Below are 21,520 nucleotides of genomic sequence, written 5' to 3'. Positions count from 1 at the left end.
ATCCTATTTTTGAAAGTAATTAATACAATCAATAAAAATGAAAAAAAATGAAAACTAAAAAAAGTAAAAAAGGAGTAAAATTAGGAATAGGAATTATACTAGGTATTATTATAGGTTATTTAACCTCAAATATGCAATTATGGTTTGTTCTAGGCATTGCCATAGGTGCTGCGTTAGAATATGGTGGTAAAAAAAAATCATAAAATGAAATCGTTTACTAAAACACTATTTTTTGTACTTATTACGCTTTCAACCTTCAGCGTTTTTTCTCAAAACACGAATAAAAAGCTCTTTAATAACATTGACGCTTATTTAAAGGCAAGCGAAACAAATGGCTTTTCTGGAGTTGTTTTAGTTGCTAAACAGGGAGAAGTTATTTTGTCTAAAGGATACGGATGGGCAGATCGAAAAAATAAAATTCCCAACTCACCAGCAACTGTTTTTAATATTGGTTCAGTAACTAAACAATTTACGGCATCTGCAATTTTAAAATTGGTAGAACAAGGGAAAATTAAAACATCAGATAAAATAAGCTCATATTTTACCCAAACACCTATTGATAAGAGCGATATAACGATTCATCAATTACTTACGCACACATCAGGAATTTCTAATAGAACAGGTGGTTTTAGATATGATGAAGCTAGTAAAGAACAATTTTTAAAAGAGTTTTTTGAATCTGAATTACACTCTAAACCTGGCACAAAGTACCAATATGCAAATGCAAACTACATTATGTTAACTGTTATATTAGAGTTGGTTTCAGGCCAAACCTATAATGCTTTTCTAAAGGAACACCTATTTGAACCTGCTCATTTAAAAAGTACAGGTTATAAAAGCTTTAACTTTAATAGCGAAAAGCTAGCACATGGGTACTACTATAATAGAACTGATGAGAAATGGGCAGATTGGGGAACAACCCAACAACATCTGCCTTACAATAACAACCATTGGTATAGTATAGGTAAAGGCGACATTCATTCTACTATTGAAGATTTATACAAATGGCATGTTGCTTTAAAAAACAATGTCGTTTTAACATCAAAAACTAGAGAAATCCAAGAAACACCATATGTAGCCGAGAATGATAAAATGACATCGTATTATGGTTATGGCTGGGCAATATCTAAAAGTGATAAAGAAACTAAAATCGTTGCTCATAATGGTAGTAATGGATTATATTTTGCGGATTTTGTGAGGTTTGTGGATGATGATGTAGTTGTTATATACATAACAAATGCGTTTTTAGGAAATGAATCAGAATACGTTGCCAGAGAAATTGGTAAGATGGTTTTTAATACAAATTATACCCCTACCCCAATTTCAAAAAACATTTATGAATTGATTCATGAATTTATGAAAACCAATTCATCTAAAAATGCAGAAAAACTACCAGCATATTTAAAAAAAGAACTTAAAGATGAATTTAACGACCATGCCATACTAAACCGACTTGGCTATAGCCGTTTGAAAAAAGAAAAACAACCTGGTTGGGCTTTAGCATTGTTTAAACTTAATGTGAAATTATTCCCTGAAGATGGTAATTTATGGGATTCATTGGGTGAGGCTTACTTAAAATATAATCAAAAAGATAAGGCTGTAAAGTGTTATACAAAAGCAGTTGAATTAGGCAGTGAGGATTCCAAAAAAACATTAAACAAATTATTGAAAGAAGACGAATAATACATTTGACATGATAAACATAAAGGATCAAATTAAAAAATTGCAATCCTATTATTCACCAAAAATAATAGCTGAGGTAAATAACGAATATGTGAAAATTGCCAAAATTAAGGGCGATAAAGTTCCTTGGCATATGCACGAAAAAGAAGATGAGTTATTTTACATTTTAGAAGGTTCATTAGTTATGGAATTAGAGAAACAACCAAGTTTTACTATGCAAAGAGGAAATCTATTTGTGGTTTCCAAAGGCGTATGCCATAAAGTATCATCAAAAAAAGAATGTGTCATACTATTGATTGAAAGTAAAACAACCTTACATACAGGAAATGTAAAAACAGAGATTACAAAATTAATCAAAGAACAAAAAAATGAGAAAAATCAACTTTAATCGCATTAAAACAGCAGTAGTTATTGTTGCCTTATTTATAATAGGTACACTGCTAAACATTCCCTTTAGTAGAGAATTAAAACGATTAAAAATTGAGGCAGGAGATGCAAATGTAAAGCTATCAGATTCCATATTTAGTGATGTAATACAAACAGGGATTTATGGCCTTATTTTAGGTATTATCTTAGTTTTTGTTGGCTTATGGTTATCAAGAAAAGCTAAATTGGGAGCACCAGTAATAGAAAGTTTTTTTTCAAAAGAAAAAAACACAAAAAACTCTTTTTCGTTTAAAAAACTTCTGTACCCTATTGGCTTTAGTGTAATCTTAGCATTAATAATACTTGTATTTCATAAGTTAGTTAGAAATTACTATCCAGTAACAACTATCATGGACAGGCCTTCTAAGTTGTATTATGCTATTGTATCTTTTTCAGCAGGAATTACAGAAGAAATTATTTTTCGTTTAGGGTTGATGTCTCTTGTAATAGCAATAATTCAACTTTTTAGAAAAGTAGATAGACCATCAGCAAAAGTAGTTTGGTTGGGAATAATTATAACTGCAATATTTTTTGGTTTAATTCATCTACCATTATCAAAAAACTTTTCAAACTTCACTTTTGTTACTATTAGTGCTACCATGATTGGTAATCTTATTACAGGGTCTTTCTTTGGTTGGGTGTATTGGAAACGTGGCTTATTAGCAGCAATAATTGTGCATATTGTTTGGGATTTAGTTTTTCACGTAATAGGCTCACCATTTTTATAGAAACCTAGTTCCGATTGTAAAACACGAACCTTCAATAGCTTAATTAAGTTCAACTTTACAATAAATAAGAGTAATATGAAAGTAGCAATTTATACAAAATACGGTTCCCCAGAAGTTATTCAGATAATTGACACTAAAATTCCATCACCAAAACCTAATGAGATTTTAGTGAAAATTAAAGCATCTTCTGTAACTAGAGCTGATACTATGATGCGCCAAGGAAAACCAAAGTTTGGGAGATTATTTTTAGGGTTATTTAAACCAAAAAACACGGCTTTAGGCACAGGGTTTTCAGGCGTTGTAGAGGCTGTAGGTTCGCAAATCACAAAATTTAAAATAGGTGATTCTGTTTTTGGTGAGAAATTATTTAGCAATGGAAGTAATGCAGAATACCTATGTATTGCTGAAAATGTAGTTATAGAAAATAAACCAAGAAACATTTCTCATATAGAAGCTGCTCCAATTTGCGATGGGTTTTTAACCTCTTATAACTTCTTAAAAGATATTGCAGATTTAAAACCAGGGCAACATATTTTAATCAATGGTGCTTCAGGAAGCCTAGGTTCGGCAGCAGTTCAATTAGCAAAAGTAATGGGAGCAAAAGTTACAGCAGTTTGTAGCACAAGAAATATTGATTTTGTAAAATCTATAGGAGCAGATAAAATAATAGATTACACAAAAACATCTATAACTAATATTAATGAGATGTATAATGTAATTTATGATTCTGTTGGAACCTTATCATATAAAGACACTAAAAATCTAATAAGTTCTAACGGTATTTTTATGACACCAGTATTAAGTGGTCAAATACTTTGTCAAACGTTATTTAATCCAAAGAAAGTAAAATTTGCAGCTACAGGCATAAAAAAGACTGAGGAGTTAAAACGATTATTTTTAGAATTGGTAGACTTTTTTAAACAAGGTAAACTTTATACAAATATCGATAAAAGCTACAAGCTTCCAGATATCGCAGAAGCTCATCACTATCTTGAAACTGGTCGTAAAGTGGGTAATATAGTAATCGTCAATCCATAAATCGTCATCAATCAAAAAACGAACAGTCTATGTTTTTCAAATCACAAGAAGGAAAATCTAAAATTCTACACCTTTACAATCAAAAGCTAAAAGAGTTATCAGTAAATTATTCTGAAAAATTACTAGACACCAAATTTGGTAAAACCAATGTAATTATCGTTGGGGATACTAACTTACCTCCGCTTATACTGATTCACGGAACAGGAGGTTGTGCGCCACAAATCTTAGAATCTTTCCTCAATTTATCATCAAAGTATTGCGTTTTTGCGGTAGATGTGTTAGCACAACCCAATAAAAGTGCAGAGAATAGATTAGATATGAAATCTTTGGATTATGGAAAATGGCTTATTGAAATCATTATAAAACTTAGGCTTAAAGAAGTAACTCTTGTAGGCTTTTCCTTTGGAGGTTTCATTAGTTTAAAAGCACTAGAGTTTAATGAAACGCCAATTAGACAGGCTTTCTTAATCGCTCCAGTCTATATCGTAAATGGTAATCCTCTTGTAGGTTTATTCAAAATGTTCCTACCATTAAAAAAGTTTATAAAAACGAATAACCAAAAGTATATTAAGAAAGTTATGGGTTCTTTATTTTCAGACTACGATGATTTTGCATTAAACTTCATGTCAACTACTTTTCAATATTGCAACATGGATTTTTCACCACTTCCAGTAATTACTAAAGATTCAGCTAAAAATATAAAAAAACCAATCAGTATTTTCGCTGCTGAAAAAGACATCCTTTTTCCTGGGAAAAAAATGATGAGACGAGCGAAACAACTATTTCCTTCTTTAGAAAAAGTTATTTTACTAGAAGATTCCAAACATGTACCAAATGTACCTGATTTTAAAAAAATAGAAGAAATAATTCTATATAAAAGCGAATAGAATAATGAAAACAATAAACGAAACCGTAATCTTTCCTGAGCCAACTATGATTCCAATAAATGATTTTGAGTTAGAAGTATTTGAAGCAGGCAACTAAAATTCAGGAAATCCAATTTTATTATGTTATAGCTTCCCTAAACAGGCATCCTCTTGGACCATCAAATTCCAACATAGTAGAAGCAGATTTCTATTTTGTTCATTTTAACAAACAATCTGGAATCGTGGATAAAGATGTTAGCAATTTGTAAAAAAGAATCATAGTTATAAAAACTATTCAACCAAACAAATTACAAAACTAGTTTTATTTTCTTCATTTTGATACACCAAATATCCACCATGAGCTTCAATTATGTTTTTTGATAAGGTAAGTCCAATCCCCGCTCCTTGTTTTCTTGTTGTAAAAAATGGTAAAAATATTTTATCTTCTATTTCTTTTTCCACTCCCTTTCCTGTATCAGAAATTGTAATAAAAACTCTTTTATCTTTAACCTCTGAAGAAATTTCTATTTCTTTTTTTGTTTTATTTTTTAAAGCATAAATGCTATTTGTTAGTAAGTTGATAAGTACTTGTTCTATTTGTAATTTATCAACATATAACCATCTATTGTATGAAATCGTATTGTTTACAGAAATTCTGGCTTCCTTAAAAAGAGGATTCATAAAATGTAAGCTATTTTTTAAAAGTTTATTTAAAGCAACTTTTTCCTTTTTTGGAGATGGTAGCATGGCCAATTTTCGGTAATTTTCAACAAAATTTTGGAGGTGGTCACTTCTATTTAAGATGGTGTTTACACTTTCCTTTAAATCTATAATATCTTCTTTTGATAATTCATCTTGCTGTACCAAATCGTTCATATTTTGTGTTAATGAGCGAATAGGTGTTAATGAATTCATAAGTTCATGAGAAATTACTTTCATTAAATTTATCCACGCTTCTTTTTCTTTTTTCTCAACAACTCGCTGTATGGAATCTAATAAAATAACGTAATAATCCTGTCCGTAAGTTTTTGTTAATGATGTCTGTAAAATAAATGTTTGTAAATCTTCTTTACCTACTCTAACTTGTATTGAAGCTTTTACTTCCTTAAAATCATAATTTTCTATAAGTTCGCAAAGTGAAGGAAGTTGTTTTTTTAAATAATGCCATTTAGAAACTTTAGGAACTTTAAAATGATTTGAGAAATAATCATTCATTAAAAAAATATTCCATTCTGTTTCTTGCTTTTGCAGCATTAATACTCCTGTTTCAACATTATTTAATATAGACCTAAATACCAACTCTTTAGATATCTGATCTTTTTGTTTGTTTTTTAATTTCTCATATAATTTATAGAGATTTTTATAATTTTTTGATTGGTATTGTTTTGAAAAATCGGCCGAAAAATCATTGTGCAAAATGGCATTAATGGTTTTGTCATAAAAAATAAATATTCTTTTTACAAAAAAATACACTTCAAAGAGCGCTAATATGATAACAAAACCACAAAATATTGCACTATACTGCATATTTTTAGAAAATAACCAAAAACACAAACCTGTTAATAATAGAATCAATACAAGTCTAATAAACAGTTGATTGTATAATTTCCATGAGTTCATAATTATAATTTTGCGTCTTAATTATTTCCAATTCCATATTTTTCCATCCTTCTATATAAAGAAGCCCTAGAAAGTTTTAATTCTTCTGCTGATCTGCTGATGTTGAAATTATTTTTTATCAATACTTTTTCAATGGTGTTTTTTTCCAATTCTTCTAATGGAGATTCTTCTAAAAAACTATCTCCAGAAACAGTATCTAGATCTAAATCTGAAACTTTAATACAATTGTTTTCACAAAGAATAACAGCTCGTTCAATTTTATTTTCCATTTCTCGAATATTTCCATTCCAAGAATATTTTTTTATAAGCTCCAGTGCATCTTTCTCAAAAATGATCTCATTTCTATCATATTTCAAAGCCATTTTATTCAATAAAAATTGAGCTAAAGGAACTATATCTTCAATTTGTTCTCGTAATGGAGGAACTGTAATTTCCATTGTATTGATACGGTAATAAAGATCTTCCCTAAACTTTTTTGATACCACTTCTTGTTTTAAATCGGTATTAGTAGCCGTAACAATTCGCACATCTAATGGTCTTTCTTTAGATTCACCCAACCTAGTAAACGCTTTTGTTTGAATAACCTGTAATAATTTAGATTGTAAATGGATTGGTACGTTTCCTATTTCATCTAAAAAAATAGTTCCCCCTTGTGCAGTTTCAAATCTACCTGGGGTGTCAGCTTTTGCATCTGTAAAAGCTCCTTTTGCGTATCCAAAAAGCTCACTTTCAAATAAATTCTCATTTAATGAGCCTAAATCAACTGCTACAAAAAGTTGCTGTTTTCTACTTGATTTATCGTGAATATACCTTGCTAATATAGATTTACCTGTTCCATTTTCACCCAAAATAAGCACATTCGCATCTGTTTTAGCCACTTTATCTGCTAAGGAATATACTTTTTTAATTACGGCTGAATTTCCTTTAAATAAGGTAGTGTCTTTTGTAAAATTTTCTAGATGCTTCTTTTCTTTTCTTCCTTCCTTAACAGCAGATTTTACAACTGAAAGTAATTTTTCATTATCCCAAGGCTTTAATATATAGTCAAAAGCACCTGCTTTTAATCCTTCTACCGCCGTTTCTACTTTTCCAAAAGCTGTCATTAAAATAACTGATGTGTGTGGTGATAATGTTTTAATTTCTTTTAACAAATAAATTCCTTCTCTTCCATCTTCAAAACCAATTCTATAATTCATATCTAACAAAACAACATCAATGGCATTTTCAGACAATATTTTAATCATATTTTTAGGATTATTCACTGTAAAAATTGTCTCAAAATACTTTTTTAACAACATTTTTGCTGAAAATAATATATCATCTTGATCATCTATAATTAAAATATTGGATTTTATTTTTTTCATTCTCTGTTCAGTTTTGTACAAAAGTGTTCATTATCGGTCACTTACAATTTTTAATCACTTTAAAAAGTATTGAAAACCATCTAATTACAAATTATAAATAAATGGCACGAAATTGCATTTATATTAGGTAAATAAAATGTGTAATGGATACGATCATCACTCGTAAAAGTAAAAAAAATAAATACTTAATAACTGCTTTGTTGCTTTTTTTGATTTTAAGCTTTATTAGTTATTTCTCATTTACTAAAAAGCAAAGCTTAAATGTAAAACGAGGCGAAATAATAATTAAAACTGTTGAAAATAGCTACTTTGAAGACTTTATTGTTTTTCAAGCTAAAGTTGAGCCTTTAAATTCTATGCTTATAAATGTTATTGAAGGTGGAGCAGTTCAAGAAATATTTGTTGAAAATGGAGCTTATTTGGAACAAGGGCAACCTTTAGTAAAATTGTACAACCCAAATACCGAGTTAGGTTATGTAACTCAGGAAACTTCAATAATTGAACAAATCAACAATTTGAATAAGGCGCGTTTAGATATTAGAAATCAGGAGTTAAATTTAGCTAAAGATTTGGTTGCTATTGAACATGATTATATAGATGCAAAAAATAATTTTGAATTGAATAAAAAATTATTCGAGCAGGAAATTTTATCTAAAAATGAATGGAAAACCTCTCAAGAAAATTATAGATTTCAACAAGAACGAAAAAACATTATTCAAGAAAGTATAAAAAAAGAAAAACAAACCAATCAAGTTCAAATAGCACAAATAAACCAATCTATTGCTTTTATGCAAAAAAGTTTAGAAATTTTAAGAACTAACAAAAAGAATTTTTTGGTTACTGCTCCTTTATCTGGAAGACTTTCTTCTTTTGAGCCTATTTTAGGAAAAACATACTTAGCAGGTGAAAGTATTGGGAAAATTGATGTAATGTCTGGCTATAAACTTATTGCTCTTGTAGATGAATATTATTTAGATCGTGTTTCAAAAGACCAAAAAGGAAATGTGGAATACAAAAATGAAAAAGTTGAAGTGGTTGTTTCTAAAGTACTTCCAGAAGTTAAAAATGGTAGATTTCAAGTTGAGTTAAATTTTGTTCACAACAAAGAACTAGATCTTAGACAAGGATTAAGTTTTGGTGTACAATTAATTCTTTCTGAAAAAACAAAAACAAAAGTAGTATCAAAAGGTAGTTTTTATCAGGAAACTGCTGGTAAATGGATTTTTGTTGTTGAAGATAATAAAGCATTTAAAAGAAACATTAAACTTGGTCGAGAAAATCCTTTGTATTATGAAATTTTAGACGGATTAAAAGAGGGTGATAAAGTAATTACCTCTAACTATAAAGATTATTTAAACATCGAATTACTAAACATAGAAGATTAAAACCATATAATTATGATAAAAATTGAAAATCTTTCAAAAATATTTAGAACTGAGGAAGTAGAAACCAAAGCCTTAAATGACATTTCTTTTCAAATAAAACAAGGAGATTTTGTAAGTGTAATGGGGCCTTCAGGTAGTGGAAAATCTACTTTATTAAATATTGTTGGACTTTTAGACAGCGTTTCAAATGGAAGTTACCAATTATTTGGTAAAGAAATGGTTGGACTAAAAGAAAAAGACAGAGCCAAGGTAAGAAAACAGAATATTGGCTTTGTTTTTCAAAATTTTAATTTAATTGATGAACTTTCTGTATTTGCAAATATTGAATTGCCATTGATTTATAATAATGTAAGTAGTTCTGAAAGAAAGAAAAGAGTTATTAAAATTGCTGAACGACTAAACATTTCTCACCGTTTAAAACATTTTCCACAACAGCTCTCTGGTGGTCAACAACAACGTGTAGCCGTTGCTAGGGCATTAATTAACGATCCCAAAATTATTTTGGCAGATGAGCCCACAGGAAATTTAGATAGTAAAAATGGCAATGAAGTAATGGAATTACTTACCGATTTACATGCAAATGGCGCAACCATTTTAATGGTAACTCATTCAAATTATGATGCTTCTTTTTCTCAAAAAACAATTTTAATGAAAGACGGAATGATCTTATCAGAAAAACTAAATCAAAGAAACGTTGACATTCTTGTAAATAACTAATAAAAATCCTTCATTATGCTTAAAAATTGGCTACAAATATTTTTACATCATATAAAAAACAATAAGTTATTTACTAGTCTTAACATATTAGGGTTAAGTGTAGGAATTGCCGGATTAATTTTTGCAACACTCTATTGGAATGATGAACAATCGTACAATGCTTGGAACCCTGAAAACGAACATGTATTTCAAGTAATTAACGATGTTGGTGAAGGAAATATTTGGAATACAAATCCTGCTCCTCTTAATGCTTTTTTAAAAAGTACATTTTCAGAATTAGAAAATCATTGTTATTTAAACACTTGGTATTTTAATGAAATTATTGAATATAATGGAAGAAAAGAGCTTATCGATAGGATATTGGATTCTCAAAATACGTTCTTTTCTTTTTTTCCTTTTGAATTTATTAAAGGAAATGCCGAAACAGCTTTACAAGACAATACTAGTATTGCACTCTCTGAAACAACTGCTAAACGTATATTTAAAGATGAAGATCCGCTTGGAAAACAAGTGCTATATTCTGGAAGGAATTTAGTTGTTAGAGGGGTATATAAACTCAATAAAAAATCATCGTATGCTCCTAAGGTTGTAACCAATTTAATACATAAAAGGTTAGATCAAAATAAAGATCTATGGGGAAATTACAACTTTGGATTATTATTAAAATTAAAAAATCCATCAGAATCTGAACACGTTTCTAAAAAAATTGAAAATTTATTTATAGAACATAAAACTAAAAATGATGCAAAAAATGCTGGTTTAACGCTAGAAGAATATATAGAAAAATATGGTCCAGCTAAAGTAATACTTGAACCTTTAAAAACAGCTAGATTACATTCAATAATGGATGGTTACCCAGAAGGCAAAGGTAATTACCAATTTCTACTAATTATGGTAGGTTTATCTATTTTAATTTTAATATTATCAATTGTAAATTACGTAAATTTAGCCACCGCAAATGCTATAAAAAGAGCTAAAGAAGTAGGTGTACGAAAAATTATTGGCGCTTCAAAAGTTAACATTATTAAGCAATTTATTTTTGAAACAATTCTTTTAGGTTGCTTTTCAATACTGTTGGCTCTTGTTATTGTAGAATTATCACTACCCTATTACAATAATTTTTTAAATAAAGAATTGCTTATGAATGGTAGTCAGTTTTACCTTCAACTAATAGCCATTTTTATTACTGTAATAATTGTAGCAGGCATATTACCATCTATTTATGTATCTAATTTTGAAACCCTAAAAGTACTTAAAGGAAATTTTGGAAGAAGTAAAAGTGGCGTTTGGTTACGTAATGGAATGCTAATTCTACAATTTGCTATTGCTAGTTTTTTTATTATTGGATCTTATATTGTGTATCAACAAGTAGATTATATGAATACTAAAAAGTTGGGGTTTGAAGGTAAACAAGTTTTAAGTATTAATTTTAGAAGAACAAATGATGAACAAACTTTACTTAGGTACTACACTATAAAACAAGAACTTTTAAAAATGAAAGGTGTAAAATCCGTTTCTACAGGTGTTTTTACATTTGGAGAAGGGGCAAGATCTTCTTCAAGTTTTAGTTATAACGACATAAGTATACAAGGGGAAAATATGGCCGTAGATTTTGAAATGCTTGATATGATGAAAATTAAAATTGCTGAAGGAAGAAATCTATCTCCAAATTTTTCTTCAGATACAATTAACACCATGTTAATTAACAAAACAACTGCTAAAATGATGAAAGAACCAAATCCAATAGGTAAAGAAATTAATTGGAATGATAACAAATTAAAAATTGTTGGTATTGTTGAAGACTTTCATATATATGGCCCTCAAATAGAAATTCCTCCAATGGTATTTTTTCATATGAAAACTATTGACTGGATGATGTATAATATGAATGAAGTATATGTAAAAATAGAACCAGAAAATATGAAAGAGACCATAGCTAATTTAGAGGAATTTTGGACAACTAAGGTAGATACAAAATATCCTTTTAGTTATGATTTTGTTGACAAAAAGTTTGCTAGAACATATGAAACATATGTAAAACAAAAAGATTTGTTTTCTCTCTTAAATATAGTGGTAATAATTATTGCACTTTTTGGACTTTTTGCTTTGGCAACATATTCTATTGAAAGACGTATGAAAGAAATTGCAATAAGAAAAACACTAGGTGCAGAAACACAAACCTTACTTAAAGAGCTATCCAAACAATACATTATATTTTGTGTAATTGGTTTTTTAATAGCTTTATTTCCAGCTTATTATTTATTGCAAAAATGGCTCGAAAATTTTGCATTTAGAATTTCAATTTCAATAATTCCTTTTACTATTGGTTTTGTTGTATTGGCAATTTTAACACTTATAGTAGTGCTCTCAAGAGCCTACGAAGCAACCAGAGTTGACGTTTTAACTTACTTAAAATATGAATAGTAGAAATTATTTAATAATACTCCTTTTTACAGTTAGCAATTTTGTTAGTGGTCAAGAAATTATTTGGCCACTACAAAAATGCTTTGATATTGCTTTGGAAAATAGTTTAGATGTTAAAATGAAACAACTAGAAATTTCTAAAGCTCAAAAAGAGTATTACAACCCTTTATTAAATTTGCTACCCTCAATTAGCTTGGTTGGTTCTCATAGCTACGATTTTGGTTCAACAATAGATCCATCAACCAACGGAAGAGTGAGTTCAGATATTCAGTACGATAATTTTTATCTTAATGCTGATATAAGTATATTAGATTTCAATATGTTGGCTACAGCCAAAAAAAATAAAATTGCTATTGAAAAATCAAAAATAAGTAAAGCTGTGGTTGCTTATGAATATAAAATGCAGCTATTGGAAAGATATTTTGAAGCCTTATATACTCAAGAATTGGTAAAAATTCAAAAAGAGCAATTAATAAATACAAAATATAACCAAGAAAGAATAGAAAAGGAAGTGATATTGGGTAAAAAGCCAAAAAGCGATTTGTATGATATTCAACTAAGTTATTCACAAGAAGAAAAACGAATTTTAGAAACTGAGCAATTATTTGAGCTTCAAAAAATACAACTTTTTCAACTAATGAATATTACGGATGAATCCATTGTAAATGTAGTTTTTCAACCATATTTTTTAAATGAAAATCCAGAAGAAATTGAACTTTTTCAAAATCAAAATTTAATTAACAACCCAACAATTCGATTAGCAGAATTAGCTTATAAAAGTAGCCTCAAAGATATTACTATACAACAAGCTTCAAAACTACCATCTATATCAGCGTATTACACTTTATCATCGTTTTATTACAATCCTTTAAACCAACCTGATGCAGCTGTAACGAATTTTAAAACTCAAATAGACAATAATCAAAGTCAACAAATAGGGTTTCAATTAAGAGTCCCTGTATTTAACGGATTTAAAAACAACAAAAAAATAACATCTACAAAAATAGAAAGTGAAAGAATTAAGTTAGTTGTCGAACAAGAAAAAATAAAAATCCGTAAACAACTAGAACAAGAAATAGCAAAAAAGAAGCAATACCTTCAAATAAAGGAAAATTTAAATACAAACTTATTATTAGCCGAAAAATCATTTAAAACTACTCAGGCTAAATTTTTACACGATAAAGTTAATGCTTTTGAATATACTTCAGTAAAAAACCAACTACTCTCAGCTGAATATAATATATTGAAAAACAATTTATTATTACAATATACATCCTTAAAAATAAATCTTTTAAAAAATAATACATTATAAAAATAGGTCTTCAATATACATTATCAGTAGAAAGTGAACTGATTTAGATAAAATTATAATTTAAAAATGTTTCTCCTTACTGGAGTGTTTATAATTTTGAAAAATCTTATTGATCTACTCTTAAAATTTTTTCCATTTTTCTTCCTTTTGCTAACTCATCTACCAATTTATCTAAATACCTTACTTGTTTTGTTAAAGGGTTCTCAATTTCTTCAATTCTATAACCACATATTACTCCTTTAATTAAATGAGCATTGGGATTTAGCTCAGCTTTTTCAAAAAAAGTTTCAAATGTTACTTTTTCATCTATTAACTTTTGTACTTCTATATCATCAAACCCTGTTAACCACTTTATTACTTGATATAGTTCTTGTTTTGTTCTATTTTTCTTTTCAATTTTAGTTACGTAATGAGGAAATACAGAGGCAAATGTCATTTTGGCAATTCTTTCATTATGTTTAGCTGTTACTTTCATTTATTTTTAGTTATTTTTAATTCAATCATCAAATCCGTATTTTCTAAAGGTAAGATTTATCCTTGGATTTTTATATTTAAAATCAATTGGCAAACTGTGTTCATACCTACTTTGGCAATGCTCCCCCATAATTATTAAGCTTCCATCTTCTAATAGTGTAGAAAACTCATTTCCATTTTCTTTATTTCTAAATTTAAATACTCGTTCTTCTCCCAAACTTATTGATGGAATTATTGTTGTATCTCCAAAAGCCATAAAATCTGAATGATAATCAACTCCAGCACTACCATCTGGATAAAAAATTAACACACATACCTGAAATTGTTGTTTTGTAAAACTTTCAATTTTAACTTTTAAATTCTTTAATTTGTTCGTCCAAATTCTTGTTGGTCCCCATTGCTCCTCAGGAAATATATTTTTACCTATTAAATCTTGATCTAAGAACATTATTTTTTTAAAATTAACTTCAAAAGATGTCCCACTTTCAATCTGGGGAATATAGTTCAACTCTTTAACTAGTTCACTTAATTCTAAATATAAACCTTTTGCATCTTCTAAATCTAAAAAATCTCTAAAATAATCTACTTCGCAGTTTATAGGTAATTTCATATAATTTGATTGTTTTCACTTTTGAAAAAATAAGATAATTTTTAAAACTTCTAAATTACTAAAAAAGTAACAACACTAAATAGATTTAATTTTAGGGAACCAAAAAGTTAATTATATATTTAACTGCACTAATTTTAAAGTATAATAATGTTAAATTTACCACCTTTAATGAAAAAATAACAGGTACAGGTTTTTATTTAACCTCTCTAAAAGATGCTTTTGAATTTAATAACTACCACGAAGGATTACATTTGGGGTATATGATGAATTTAAGAAAATTTTAAAACAAAACTAAAAATGTCAATCACAAAAGAATCCGAATTAATTGGAATGAAAAAAATTAGTGAAGTTGTTGGTACAACTCTCAAACTAATGATAGAACATGCTAAAATTGGAATGTCAACCAAAGAGCTTGATGATTTTGGAGGTGAAATTTTGAAAAGTTTTGGAGCAAAATCTGCTCCATACGAAACCTATGGGTTTCCAGGCTATACCTGTATCAGCGTTAATAAAGAAGCTGCACATGGAATTCCATCTAAAAATAAAATATTAAAAGAAGGTGATTTGATTAATATTGATGTTTCAGCTGAACTGAATGGCTTTTGGTCAGACAATGGAGGGTCATTTGTTCTAGGTAAAGATATTTACAACCATCAACCACTTGTTGATGCTTCAAAACATATTTTAAAAAAAGCAATAAACACTATTAAGGGTGGCGTTAAAATTGCAGATATTGGGTATTTAATTGAAAGTGAAGCTAAAAAATATGGTTTTAAAGTTATTAAAAATTTAGCAGGTCATGGAGTTGGAAAAAGTTTGCATGAGGAACCAGAAAATATTTTAAATTACAGAGTTAAAAGTAATAAAGAACGATTTAAAAAAAATACAACTGTTGCTATTGAAACTTTCATTTCAACAAATTCAACAATGGCAATTGAATTAAATGATGGATGGACTTTAGTTGGAAATAAAGGAGGTTATGTTACTCAACATGAACAAACTATATTAATTACTGATAATAGCCCTATTATTTTAACTAGATCTAACCGTCTTTGGGATTAAAAATCAACTTTAATAAAATATTCTACTAATTTATTTAATTAAATCCACCACTATTAATGGGCAAAAAATTAAACGCTATTACAAATGATTTAAAAGAATTTATTGAACAACAAAAAATATTTTTTGTAGGTACAGCAGCTAATGAAGGTAGAGTTAATATATCTCCTAAAGGAACAGATTCTTTTAGAGTACTTGAAAAAAATAAAATTGTATGGCTAAATTTAACAGGTAGTGGAAATGAAACTGCAGCCCATTTAATAAAAAATAACAGAATGACAATTATGTTCTGTGCCTTTGAAGATAAACCATTAATTTTAAGACTTTATGGAATTGCTCAAATTTATCATCATGAAAATGAAAAATTCCAACAATACATCAATTTATTTCCAAAAAATGCCGGAGTTAGACAAATTATTGAAATGGATGTTGATTTGGTACAAACTTCATGCGGTTTTGCAGTTCCTTTTATGGATTTTAATAAAGAACGTACCACTTTAAATAATTGGGCCACCAAACAAGGAAAAGAAAAAATTAAAGAATATTGGAAAAAGAAAAATAACACAAGTATTGATGGATATAAAACAAAGTAAATTAATGTAAAAAAATCTTAAGATACCTTACAAAAGTTTATTTAACAATTAGTACAAAAAATTGCATGTATAAGAACCAAAAAAAGCCTAATAAGGTATTTTATTTGAGTTTTTTTTGGTTAAATCAAAAATTTATATTCCTTAAAGCTTTCATCAAATTTAATAATGTTATAACTAATTTTTGAAATTGTTACCAAACAAAAACTGAAGTTCTCCAAAATAATTATTTAAAAATTAATGCAAAACTAAAATTCTATTTATTCCATTTCACTGACTTAATTTAAGAAAAAGAGAATTTAATTATAATCTATACAAAAAGGAACTTTTCTACTACTCTAAACCCTAATTATTTTAATTAAAATAGCTTTAACAAATTATTAACTTCATTTAGTTCGCTTTTTACCGAACTAAACATATATTTGCATTTTAAATTTAAAAATATGAAAGTTCAAGATTTAATTAAAGAGCAAAAAAACTTAGTTGAAGAACTAGGTGTATACTTCCATAACCTAGAAGATATGTCTCCATTATCTGCAAGAATTTTCTCTTTATTAATATTAATTGGAGAAGAAGGTACTTGTTTTGATGAATTAGTAGAAAATTTAGGAGCAAGTAAAAGTTCGATATCCGTTAATTTAAACCTTTTACAAACAAAAGGAGTAATTAGATATTTTACCAAAACTGGAGATAGAAAAAGATATTTTATTATTTCAGAAGATTATATTATTAATAGACTTGAATCAAAAATAAAAGAATGGAAAGTAGAAAAAACACTTCATGAAAGAATCTTAAGTTTTAAACTAAAAAAAACAAATTCCAAAATAGACAGAATTAAATTTAATGAAAATTATATTCAATTAATAAATAATGTCATATCAAACTTTGAAAATCTAAAAAAATCATACATATCAAATACACTAAAAGAAAACAATGAAAAAAATAATTAAATCAGTATTTATTTTATCCTTAAGCTTCGTGTTATATAGTTGTAATAACAATGAAAATAAACAAGTTCAAAACCAACAAAGAGCTATGCCTTTTCCAGTTTCAATTATTGAAAATAAAACTGTAATTGGTTATGATACTTACCCAACAAGTATAGAAGGAATAATAAACAGTGAAGTAAGAGCAAAAACTACTGGATATATAAGTAAAGTCTTGGTTGATGAAGGTCAAAAAGTAAAAAAAGGACAAGTTTTATTTCAATTAGAAACTGAAAGTTTAACACAAGATGCAAAAGCTGCAGCTGCTAATGTTAATGCAGCTCAAGTTGAGGTTAACAAATTAAAACCTTTAGTTGAAAAAAATATAATAAGTGAGGTACAATTAGAAACTGCTAAAGCCAAGTTACTACAAGCCAAAAGTAGCTATAACAGCTTATTGGCTACTATAGGGTATGCTCAAGTTAAAAGCCCTATTGACGGTTGGGTAGGAAGTATTAATTATAGGGAAGGGTCTCTAATTAGTCCTTCTAATTCTACTCCACTTACTGTAGTTGTAGATACAAAAAAAGTGTATGCTTACTTTTCAATGAATGAAAATGAATATTTAAATTTTCTACAAAAAACAAAAGGAAATAATCTTCAAGAAAAAATTAAAAACTTTCCAAAAGTAGAATTAAAACTTGCTAATGGAACCATTTTTTCTGAAAAAGGAAAAATTCAAACTGTTAATGGGCAGGTTAATAAAGTTACTGGAACAGTTAACTTCAGAGCTTTGTTTAACAATCCAAATTTACTAATTAGCAATGGAAATAGTGGTCAAATTCGTATTCCTATTGAGTATAAAAATAAACCTGTTTTACCAAAATCAGCAACTTTTGAACAACAAGGTCAAGTATTTACATATAAAGTAGATAACAATAATACAGCTAAAGCTAAATTAATAAATATAAAAGCTAGTGTTGATAATTTATATGTCATTGAATCTGGGTTAACTGCTGGTGAAACAATTGTTACTTCAGGTATTAATAAGCTACGTAACAATACTGTTATTTCTCCCCAAGAAGTAGCATATGATTCTATTGTTAAACCTATTAAAGTTTTATTTTAAATAATTATAAGATTACCAACAATGTTAAAAACTTTTATTGAAAGACCTATCTTATCAACCGTTATTTCTATAATTATAGTAATTCTTGGTGTTTTAGGGTTAGAAACTTTACCTGTAGAACAATATCCAGATATTGCACCACCTACAATTAATGTTACTGCAAGCTATCCTGGGGCTAATGCAGAAACTGTATTAGAAAGCGTAATTGTTCCTCTTGAAGAACAAATAAATGGTGTAGAAGGAATGACCTATATAACATCTACAGCTACCAATAATGGTACTGCAGAAATAAATGTATTTTTTGAACAAGATGTTGATCCAGATATTGCTGCTGTTAATGTTCAAAATAGGGTTGCTAGAGCCAACTCTTTATTACCTCAGGAAGTAAAACAAATTGGGGTTTTAACTCAAAAGAAACAAACAAGTGCCTTAATGTTTATGACGGCTTATACAAAAAATGAACATTATGATGCTACATATCTACAAAACTATTTAAAAATTAATGTTACTCCCGTACTTCAACGTGTTAAAGGTGTAGGTGAAGTAAATGTATTTTCAAGGCAAGATTATGCAATGCGAATTTGGTTAAACCCAAGTAAACTTAAAGCTTACAACCTTATTCCAACTGATGTTACTAGTGCCTTACGTGAACAAAGTTTAGAAGCTGCTGCAGGTGCATTAGGTGAAAATAATGGAGAAACTTTTTCTTATGTAATAAAATATAGTGGGCGATTTAAAACAGAAAATCAGTATGAAAATATTATCATTAAAACATTGGATAATGGAGAATATCTATATCTAAAAGATATTGCTGATATTGAACTTGCTTCACAATCTTATGCCACCAGTTCTAAAACAAAAGGTTTTCCAAGTGTTGCTATGGCCATTTATCAAACTAAAGGTTCCAATGCGCAAGAAATTATTAAAAATATCAAAACTGAATTATCTATTCTTGAAAAAGATTTTCCTGAAGGGATAGAAGTTTATATTCAATATGATACAAACGAATTTTTAACAGCTTCTATAGATAAAGTTACAAGATCTTTAATTGAAGCTTTTTTATTAGTATTTGTAGTGGTTTTTATCTTTTTACAAGATGTTAGATCAACTATAATACCTGCAATAGCTGTTCCTGTATCCATCATTGGTACATTCTTTTTCCTGAATCTATTTGGGTATTCAATTAACTTACTAACTCTATTTGCTTTAGTTTTAGCTATTGGAATTGTAGTAGATGATGCCATTGTAGTTGTAGAAGCTGTACATGCAAAATTAGATGAAGGTAATACTAGCAGAATGCACGCAACAAAAAGTGCAATGGGTGAAATTTCTGGGGCAATTATTGCCATTACATTAGTGATGGCTTCAGTATTTATACCTGTGACTTTTGTTCAAGGACCAACAGGTGTTTTTTATGAACAATTTGGGGTAACATTAATTGTTGCCATTGGAATATCAGCAATTAATGCACTTACTTTAAGTCCAGCTCTTTGTGCTGTTTTTCTAAAATCTCATAAAGATAAAAAGGTGAAATCATCATTAATGGAGCGTTTTCATACAGCCTTTAACACATCGTTTAAAGCATTAATTGAACGCTATGGAAGAGCTTTATATTTTCTTTCAAAAAATAGATGGATTCCTGTTTTAACATTAATCATTACTGTAATTGGTATTTGGTGGGCAGCAAGTACTACTAGAACTGGGTTTGTTCCAAATGAAGATAGAGGCTTTGTATTTATTAATGTAGAATTGCCTGCTGGCTCATCTTTAGATAGAACCAATCAAGTTAATGAACAATTATATAATAAAACTAAAGATTTACCAGGTGTAGAAGGTGTTTCAGTAATTAATGGTGTTAGTTTATTAGGAGGACAAGGTAGTAATTATGGATTAGGATTTATTAAACTTAAAGATTGGTCTGAACGAAAAGAAGACTCATTAAAAACTACTACAATTATTAAAAAATTGTTTGGTATAGCAGCTACTATTCCAGATGCTAAAATTATCTTCTTTGAACCACCAAGCATCCCTGGATTTTCAATTTCTTCAGGATTTGAAGTTAACTTATTGGACAAATCTGGAGGAAGCTTTAAAAATTTAGATGCTACACAAAAAGAATATATCAATAATTTAGTTAAACACCCTGAAGTACAATATGTTCAATCTGCTTTTAATGCTAATTATCCTCAATACGAAATGGAAATTAATATGCCACTTGCAAAAAAATTAGGGGTACCTATTAACAGTATATTTTCAACTTTACAAGGATATATTGGTGGAGTGTATGCCTCGGATTTTTCAAGATTTGGAAAACAATATAGAATTTATATTCAAGCTTTACCTGAAGATAGAGCTGATGAAAAATCTTTACAGCAAATGTATGTTAGAACCGCTAGTGGTGAAATGACTCCAATAACTCAGTTTGTTAAATTAAAACGTGTTTATGGTCCACAATCTGTTACTCGTTTCAACCTTTATAATTCAACTAAATTAAATGGGGCTGTTAATGCTGGTTTTAGTTCTGGTGATGGAATTTTTGTTGCTAATAATGAAGCTAAAAACTTACCTAGTGATTATGATATTGCATATTCGGGTCTTTCAAGAGAAGAAATTAATGCTGGAAATCAAACCATCCTTATCTTTATATTATCATTAGTATTTGTGTACTTTTTACTAGCAGCACAGTATGAAAGTTATCTACTTCCGCTATCTGTAATATTTTCAATTCCATTAGGTGTTTTTGGAGCGTTTATTACTACAAAATTGAGTGGATTAGAAAACAATATTTATTTTCAAATTTCTCTAATTATGCTAATTGGTTTACTTGCTAAAAATGCAATTTTAATTGTAGAATTTGCAATACAACGAAGAAGAAAAGGTGAAAGTTTATTAGATGCTGCCATTAACGCTGCAAAAACAAGATTAAGACCTATTTTAATGACTTCTTTTGCTTTTATTTTAGGCTTAATGCCTTTAGTAACATCAAGAGGTATTGGTGCCGTTGGAAATAATTCAATTGGAACTGGTGCTGCTGGAGGTATGCTAATAGGTACTTTTTTAGGGATATTTATTATTCCAACTTTATTTATGTTTTTCCAATGGATTCAAGAAAAATTTACTGGAAACCCTTATGAAAAAATTCAAAAAAAATTACAAGAAAACAATTAAA

19 protein-coding genes are annotated in these 21,520 nt (G+C 28.5%); 15 read left to right on the top strand and 4 right to left on the bottom strand.

Annotation, left to right across the window (positions count from 1 at the left end; all coding sequences use genetic code 11):
* Positions 1 to 47 precede the first annotated feature (47 nt).
* The 6 genes from ACFQZW_RS08265 (at position 48) to ACFQZW_RS08240 (ending at position 4,762) form a co-directional block, all read left to right on the top strand.
* On the top strand, positions 48 to 203 hold the full coding sequence (locus tag ACFQZW_RS08265; protein ID WP_298262368.1) for a hypothetical protein: 156 nt from the start codon (positions 48 to 50) through the stop codon (positions 201 to 203).
* 1 nt (position 204) lies between these two features.
* A complete protein-coding gene (locus ACFQZW_RS08260; RefSeq protein WP_386782288.1) occupies positions 205 to 1,683 on the top strand; it encodes a serine hydrolase in 1,479 nt (492 codons plus the stop codon).
* A 10-nt stretch (positions 1,684 to 1,693) separates the two neighbouring features.
* A complete protein-coding gene (locus ACFQZW_RS08255; protein WP_386782287.1) occupies positions 1,694 to 2,071 on the top strand; it encodes a cupin domain-containing protein in 378 nt (125 codons plus the stop codon).
* Positions 2,052 to 2,837 (top strand): CPBP family intramembrane glutamic endopeptidase, encoded by a 786-nt coding sequence (locus ACFQZW_RS08250; protein ID WP_386782284.1) that lies wholly within the window; start codon positions 2,052 to 2,054, stop codon positions 2,835 to 2,837. The genes ACFQZW_RS08255 and ACFQZW_RS08250 overlap by 20 nt, the downstream gene beginning before the upstream one ends.
* Positions 2,838 to 2,912: 75 nt before the next feature.
* Positions 2,913 to 3,875, top strand: a complete 963-nt coding sequence (locus tag ACFQZW_RS08245; RefSeq protein ID WP_386782282.1) for an NAD(P)-dependent alcohol dehydrogenase — start codon at positions 2,913 to 2,915, stop codon at positions 3,873 to 3,875.
* A gap of 29 nt (positions 3,876 to 3,904) precedes the next feature.
* The gene (locus ACFQZW_RS08240; RefSeq protein ID WP_298262363.1) at positions 3,905 to 4,762 is read left to right on the top strand and encodes an alpha/beta fold hydrolase; all 858 of its coding nucleotides are present in this window, start codon (positions 3,905 to 3,907) and stop codon (positions 4,760 to 4,762) included.
* Between the two features lie 270 nt (positions 4,763 to 5,032).
* Here ACFQZW_RS08240 and ACFQZW_RS08235 read toward each other — a convergent pair whose 3' ends face one another.
* Together ACFQZW_RS08235 and ACFQZW_RS08230 are read right to left on the bottom strand one after the other, a co-directional pair.
* Entirely contained in the window at positions 5,033 to 6,361 is a 1,329-nt protein-coding gene (locus ACFQZW_RS08235) for a sensor histidine kinase (protein WP_386782279.1), read from the bottom strand.
* A 17-nt stretch (positions 6,362 to 6,378) separates the two neighbouring features.
* Positions 6,379 to 7,725: a sigma-54-dependent transcriptional regulator gene (locus tag ACFQZW_RS08230; RefSeq protein ID WP_386782277.1), complete on the bottom strand. Its 1,347-nt coding sequence runs from the start codon at positions 7,723 to 7,725 to the stop codon at positions 6,379 to 6,381.
* Between the two features lie 143 nt (positions 7,726 to 7,868).
* Between ACFQZW_RS08230 and ACFQZW_RS08225 the strand changes: the two genes are divergently transcribed.
* The 4 genes from ACFQZW_RS08225 to ACFQZW_RS08210 are packed head-to-tail and all read left to right on the top strand — an operon-like array spanning position 7,869 to position 13,563.
* Entirely contained in the window at positions 7,869 to 9,110 is a 1,242-nt protein-coding gene (locus tag ACFQZW_RS08225) for an efflux RND transporter periplasmic adaptor subunit (protein ID WP_386782274.1), read from the top strand.
* A gap of 12 nt (positions 9,111 to 9,122) precedes the next feature.
* The gene (locus ACFQZW_RS08220) at positions 9,123 to 9,827 is read left to right on the top strand and encodes an ABC transporter ATP-binding protein (protein WP_298287416.1); all 705 of its coding nucleotides are present in this window, start codon (positions 9,123 to 9,125) and stop codon (positions 9,825 to 9,827) included.
* 15 nt (positions 9,828 to 9,842) lie between these two features.
* Positions 9,843 to 12,251 carry an ABC transporter permease gene (locus ACFQZW_RS08215; protein WP_386782271.1) on the top strand — a complete coding sequence of 803 codons (2,409 nt, stop codon included), beginning with the start codon at positions 9,843 to 9,845 and terminating at the stop codon, positions 12,249 to 12,251.
* Positions 12,244 to 13,563, top strand: a complete 1,320-nt coding sequence (locus ACFQZW_RS08210) for a TolC family protein (protein ID WP_386782269.1) — start codon at positions 12,244 to 12,246, stop codon at positions 13,561 to 13,563. The genes ACFQZW_RS08215 and ACFQZW_RS08210 overlap by 8 nt, the downstream gene beginning before the upstream one ends.
* 106 nt (positions 13,564 to 13,669) lie before the next feature.
* On the opposite strand, the gene ACFQZW_RS08205 is transcribed toward ACFQZW_RS08210, so the two are convergent.
* Both ACFQZW_RS08205 and ACFQZW_RS08200 read right to left on the bottom strand, forming a co-directional pair.
* The gene (locus ACFQZW_RS08205; protein ID WP_372802789.1) at positions 13,670 to 14,038 is read right to left on the bottom strand and encodes a DUF2200 domain-containing protein; all 369 of its coding nucleotides are present in this window, start codon (positions 14,036 to 14,038) and stop codon (positions 13,670 to 13,672) included.
* Between the two features lie 21 nt (positions 14,039 to 14,059).
* On the bottom strand, positions 14,060 to 14,647 hold the full coding sequence (locus ACFQZW_RS08200; protein ID WP_298262355.1) for an alpha-ketoglutarate-dependent dioxygenase AlkB: 588 nt from the start codon (positions 14,645 to 14,647) through the stop codon (positions 14,060 to 14,062).
* 297 nt (positions 14,648 to 14,944) lie between these two features.
* On the opposite strand from ACFQZW_RS08200, the gene map reads away from it, so the two are divergent.
* The 5 genes from map to ACFQZW_RS08175 all read left to right on the top strand — a co-directional run bounded on the left by map (position 14,945) and on the right by ACFQZW_RS08175 (position 21,519).
* On the top strand, positions 14,945 to 15,709 hold the full coding sequence (gene map, locus ACFQZW_RS08195; protein WP_386782266.1) for a type I methionyl aminopeptidase: 765 nt from the start codon (positions 14,945 to 14,947) through the stop codon (positions 15,707 to 15,709).
* 56 nt (positions 15,710 to 15,765) lie between these two features.
* Complete coding sequence (locus tag ACFQZW_RS08190) at positions 15,766 to 16,299, top strand: pyridoxamine 5'-phosphate oxidase family protein (RefSeq protein ID WP_386782264.1); 534 nt, start codon at positions 15,766 to 15,768, stop codon at positions 16,297 to 16,299.
* Positions 16,300 to 16,739: 440 nt separating this feature from the next.
* Positions 16,740 to 17,246, top strand: coding sequence for a GbsR/MarR family transcriptional regulator (locus tag ACFQZW_RS08185; protein ID WP_298262352.1), 507 nt, complete (start codon positions 16,740 to 16,742; stop codon positions 17,244 to 17,246).
* On the top strand, positions 17,230 to 18,351 hold the full coding sequence (locus tag ACFQZW_RS08180; RefSeq protein WP_298262351.1) for an efflux RND transporter periplasmic adaptor subunit: 1,122 nt from the start codon (positions 17,230 to 17,232) through the stop codon (positions 18,349 to 18,351). The genes ACFQZW_RS08185 and ACFQZW_RS08180 overlap by 17 nt, the downstream gene beginning before the upstream one ends.
* A gap of 21 nt (positions 18,352 to 18,372) precedes the next feature.
* Positions 18,373 to 21,519 (top strand): efflux RND transporter permease subunit, encoded by a 3,147-nt coding sequence (locus ACFQZW_RS08175; protein WP_386782261.1) that lies wholly within the window; start codon positions 18,373 to 18,375, stop codon positions 21,517 to 21,519.
* Position 21,520 lies beyond the last annotated feature (1 nt).

The organism is Lutibacter aestuarii (genome assembly GCF_042676885.1).
GTDB lineage: Bacteria > Bacteroidota > Bacteroidia > Flavobacteriales > Flavobacteriaceae > Lutibacter > Lutibacter aestuarii.
Note: the sequence above shows the minus strand (reverse complement) of the source record. Positions and strands in the feature narration are given on the sequence as shown.

Coding starts and splice junctions, on each gene's coding strand:
- ACFQZW_RS08245 (WP_386782282.1), top strand. CDS start 2,913: ATGAAAGTAGCAATTTATACAAAATACGGTTCCCCAGAAGTTATTCAG.
- ACFQZW_RS08265 (WP_298262368.1), top strand. CDS start 48: ATGAAAACTAAAAAAAGTAAAAAAGGAGTAAAATTAGGAATAGGAATT.
- ACFQZW_RS08210 (WP_386782269.1), top strand. CDS start 12,244: ATGAATAGTAGAAATTATTTAATAATACTCCTTTTTACAGTTAGCAAT.
- ACFQZW_RS08230 (WP_386782277.1), bottom strand. CDS start 7,725: ATGAAAAAAATAAAATCCAATATTTTAATTATAGATGATCAAGATGAT.
- ACFQZW_RS08185 (WP_298262352.1), top strand. CDS start 16,740: ATGAAAGTTCAAGATTTAATTAAAGAGCAAAAAAACTTAGTTGAAGAA.
- ACFQZW_RS08235 (WP_386782279.1), bottom strand. CDS start 6,361: ATGAACTCATGGAAATTATACAATCAACTGTTTATTAGACTTGTATTG.
- ACFQZW_RS08190 (WP_386782264.1), top strand. CDS start 15,766: ATGGGCAAAAAATTAAACGCTATTACAAATGATTTAAAAGAATTTATT.
- ACFQZW_RS08200 (WP_298262355.1), bottom strand. CDS start 14,647: ATGAAATTACCTATAAACTGCGAAGTAGATTATTTTAGAGATTTTTTA.
- ACFQZW_RS08175 (WP_386782261.1), top strand. CDS start 18,373: ATGTTAAAAACTTTTATTGAAAGACCTATCTTATCAACCGTTATTTCT.
- ACFQZW_RS08225 (WP_386782274.1), top strand. CDS start 7,869: ATGGATACGATCATCACTCGTAAAAGTAAAAAAAATAAATACTTAATA.
- ACFQZW_RS08220 (WP_298287416.1), top strand. CDS start 9,123: ATGATAAAAATTGAAAATCTTTCAAAAATATTTAGAACTGAGGAAGTA.
- ACFQZW_RS08240 (WP_298262363.1), top strand. CDS start 3,905: ATGTTTTTCAAATCACAAGAAGGAAAATCTAAAATTCTACACCTTTAC.
- ACFQZW_RS08215 (WP_386782271.1), top strand. CDS start 9,843: ATGCTTAAAAATTGGCTACAAATATTTTTACATCATATAAAAAACAAT.
- ACFQZW_RS08205 (WP_372802789.1), bottom strand. CDS start 14,038: ATGAAAGTAACAGCTAAACATAATGAAAGAATTGCCAAAATGACATTT.
- ACFQZW_RS08255 (WP_386782287.1), top strand. CDS start 1,694: ATGATAAACATAAAGGATCAAATTAAAAAATTGCAATCCTATTATTCA.
- ACFQZW_RS08180 (WP_298262351.1), top strand. CDS start 17,230: ATGAAAAAAATAATTAAATCAGTATTTATTTTATCCTTAAGCTTCGTG.
- ACFQZW_RS08250 (WP_386782284.1), top strand. CDS start 2,052: ATGAGAAAAATCAACTTTAATCGCATTAAAACAGCAGTAGTTATTGTT.
- map (WP_386782266.1), top strand. CDS start 14,945: ATGTCAATCACAAAAGAATCCGAATTAATTGGAATGAAAAAAATTAGT.
- ACFQZW_RS08260 (WP_386782288.1), top strand. CDS start 205: ATGAAATCGTTTACTAAAACACTATTTTTTGTACTTATTACGCTTTCA.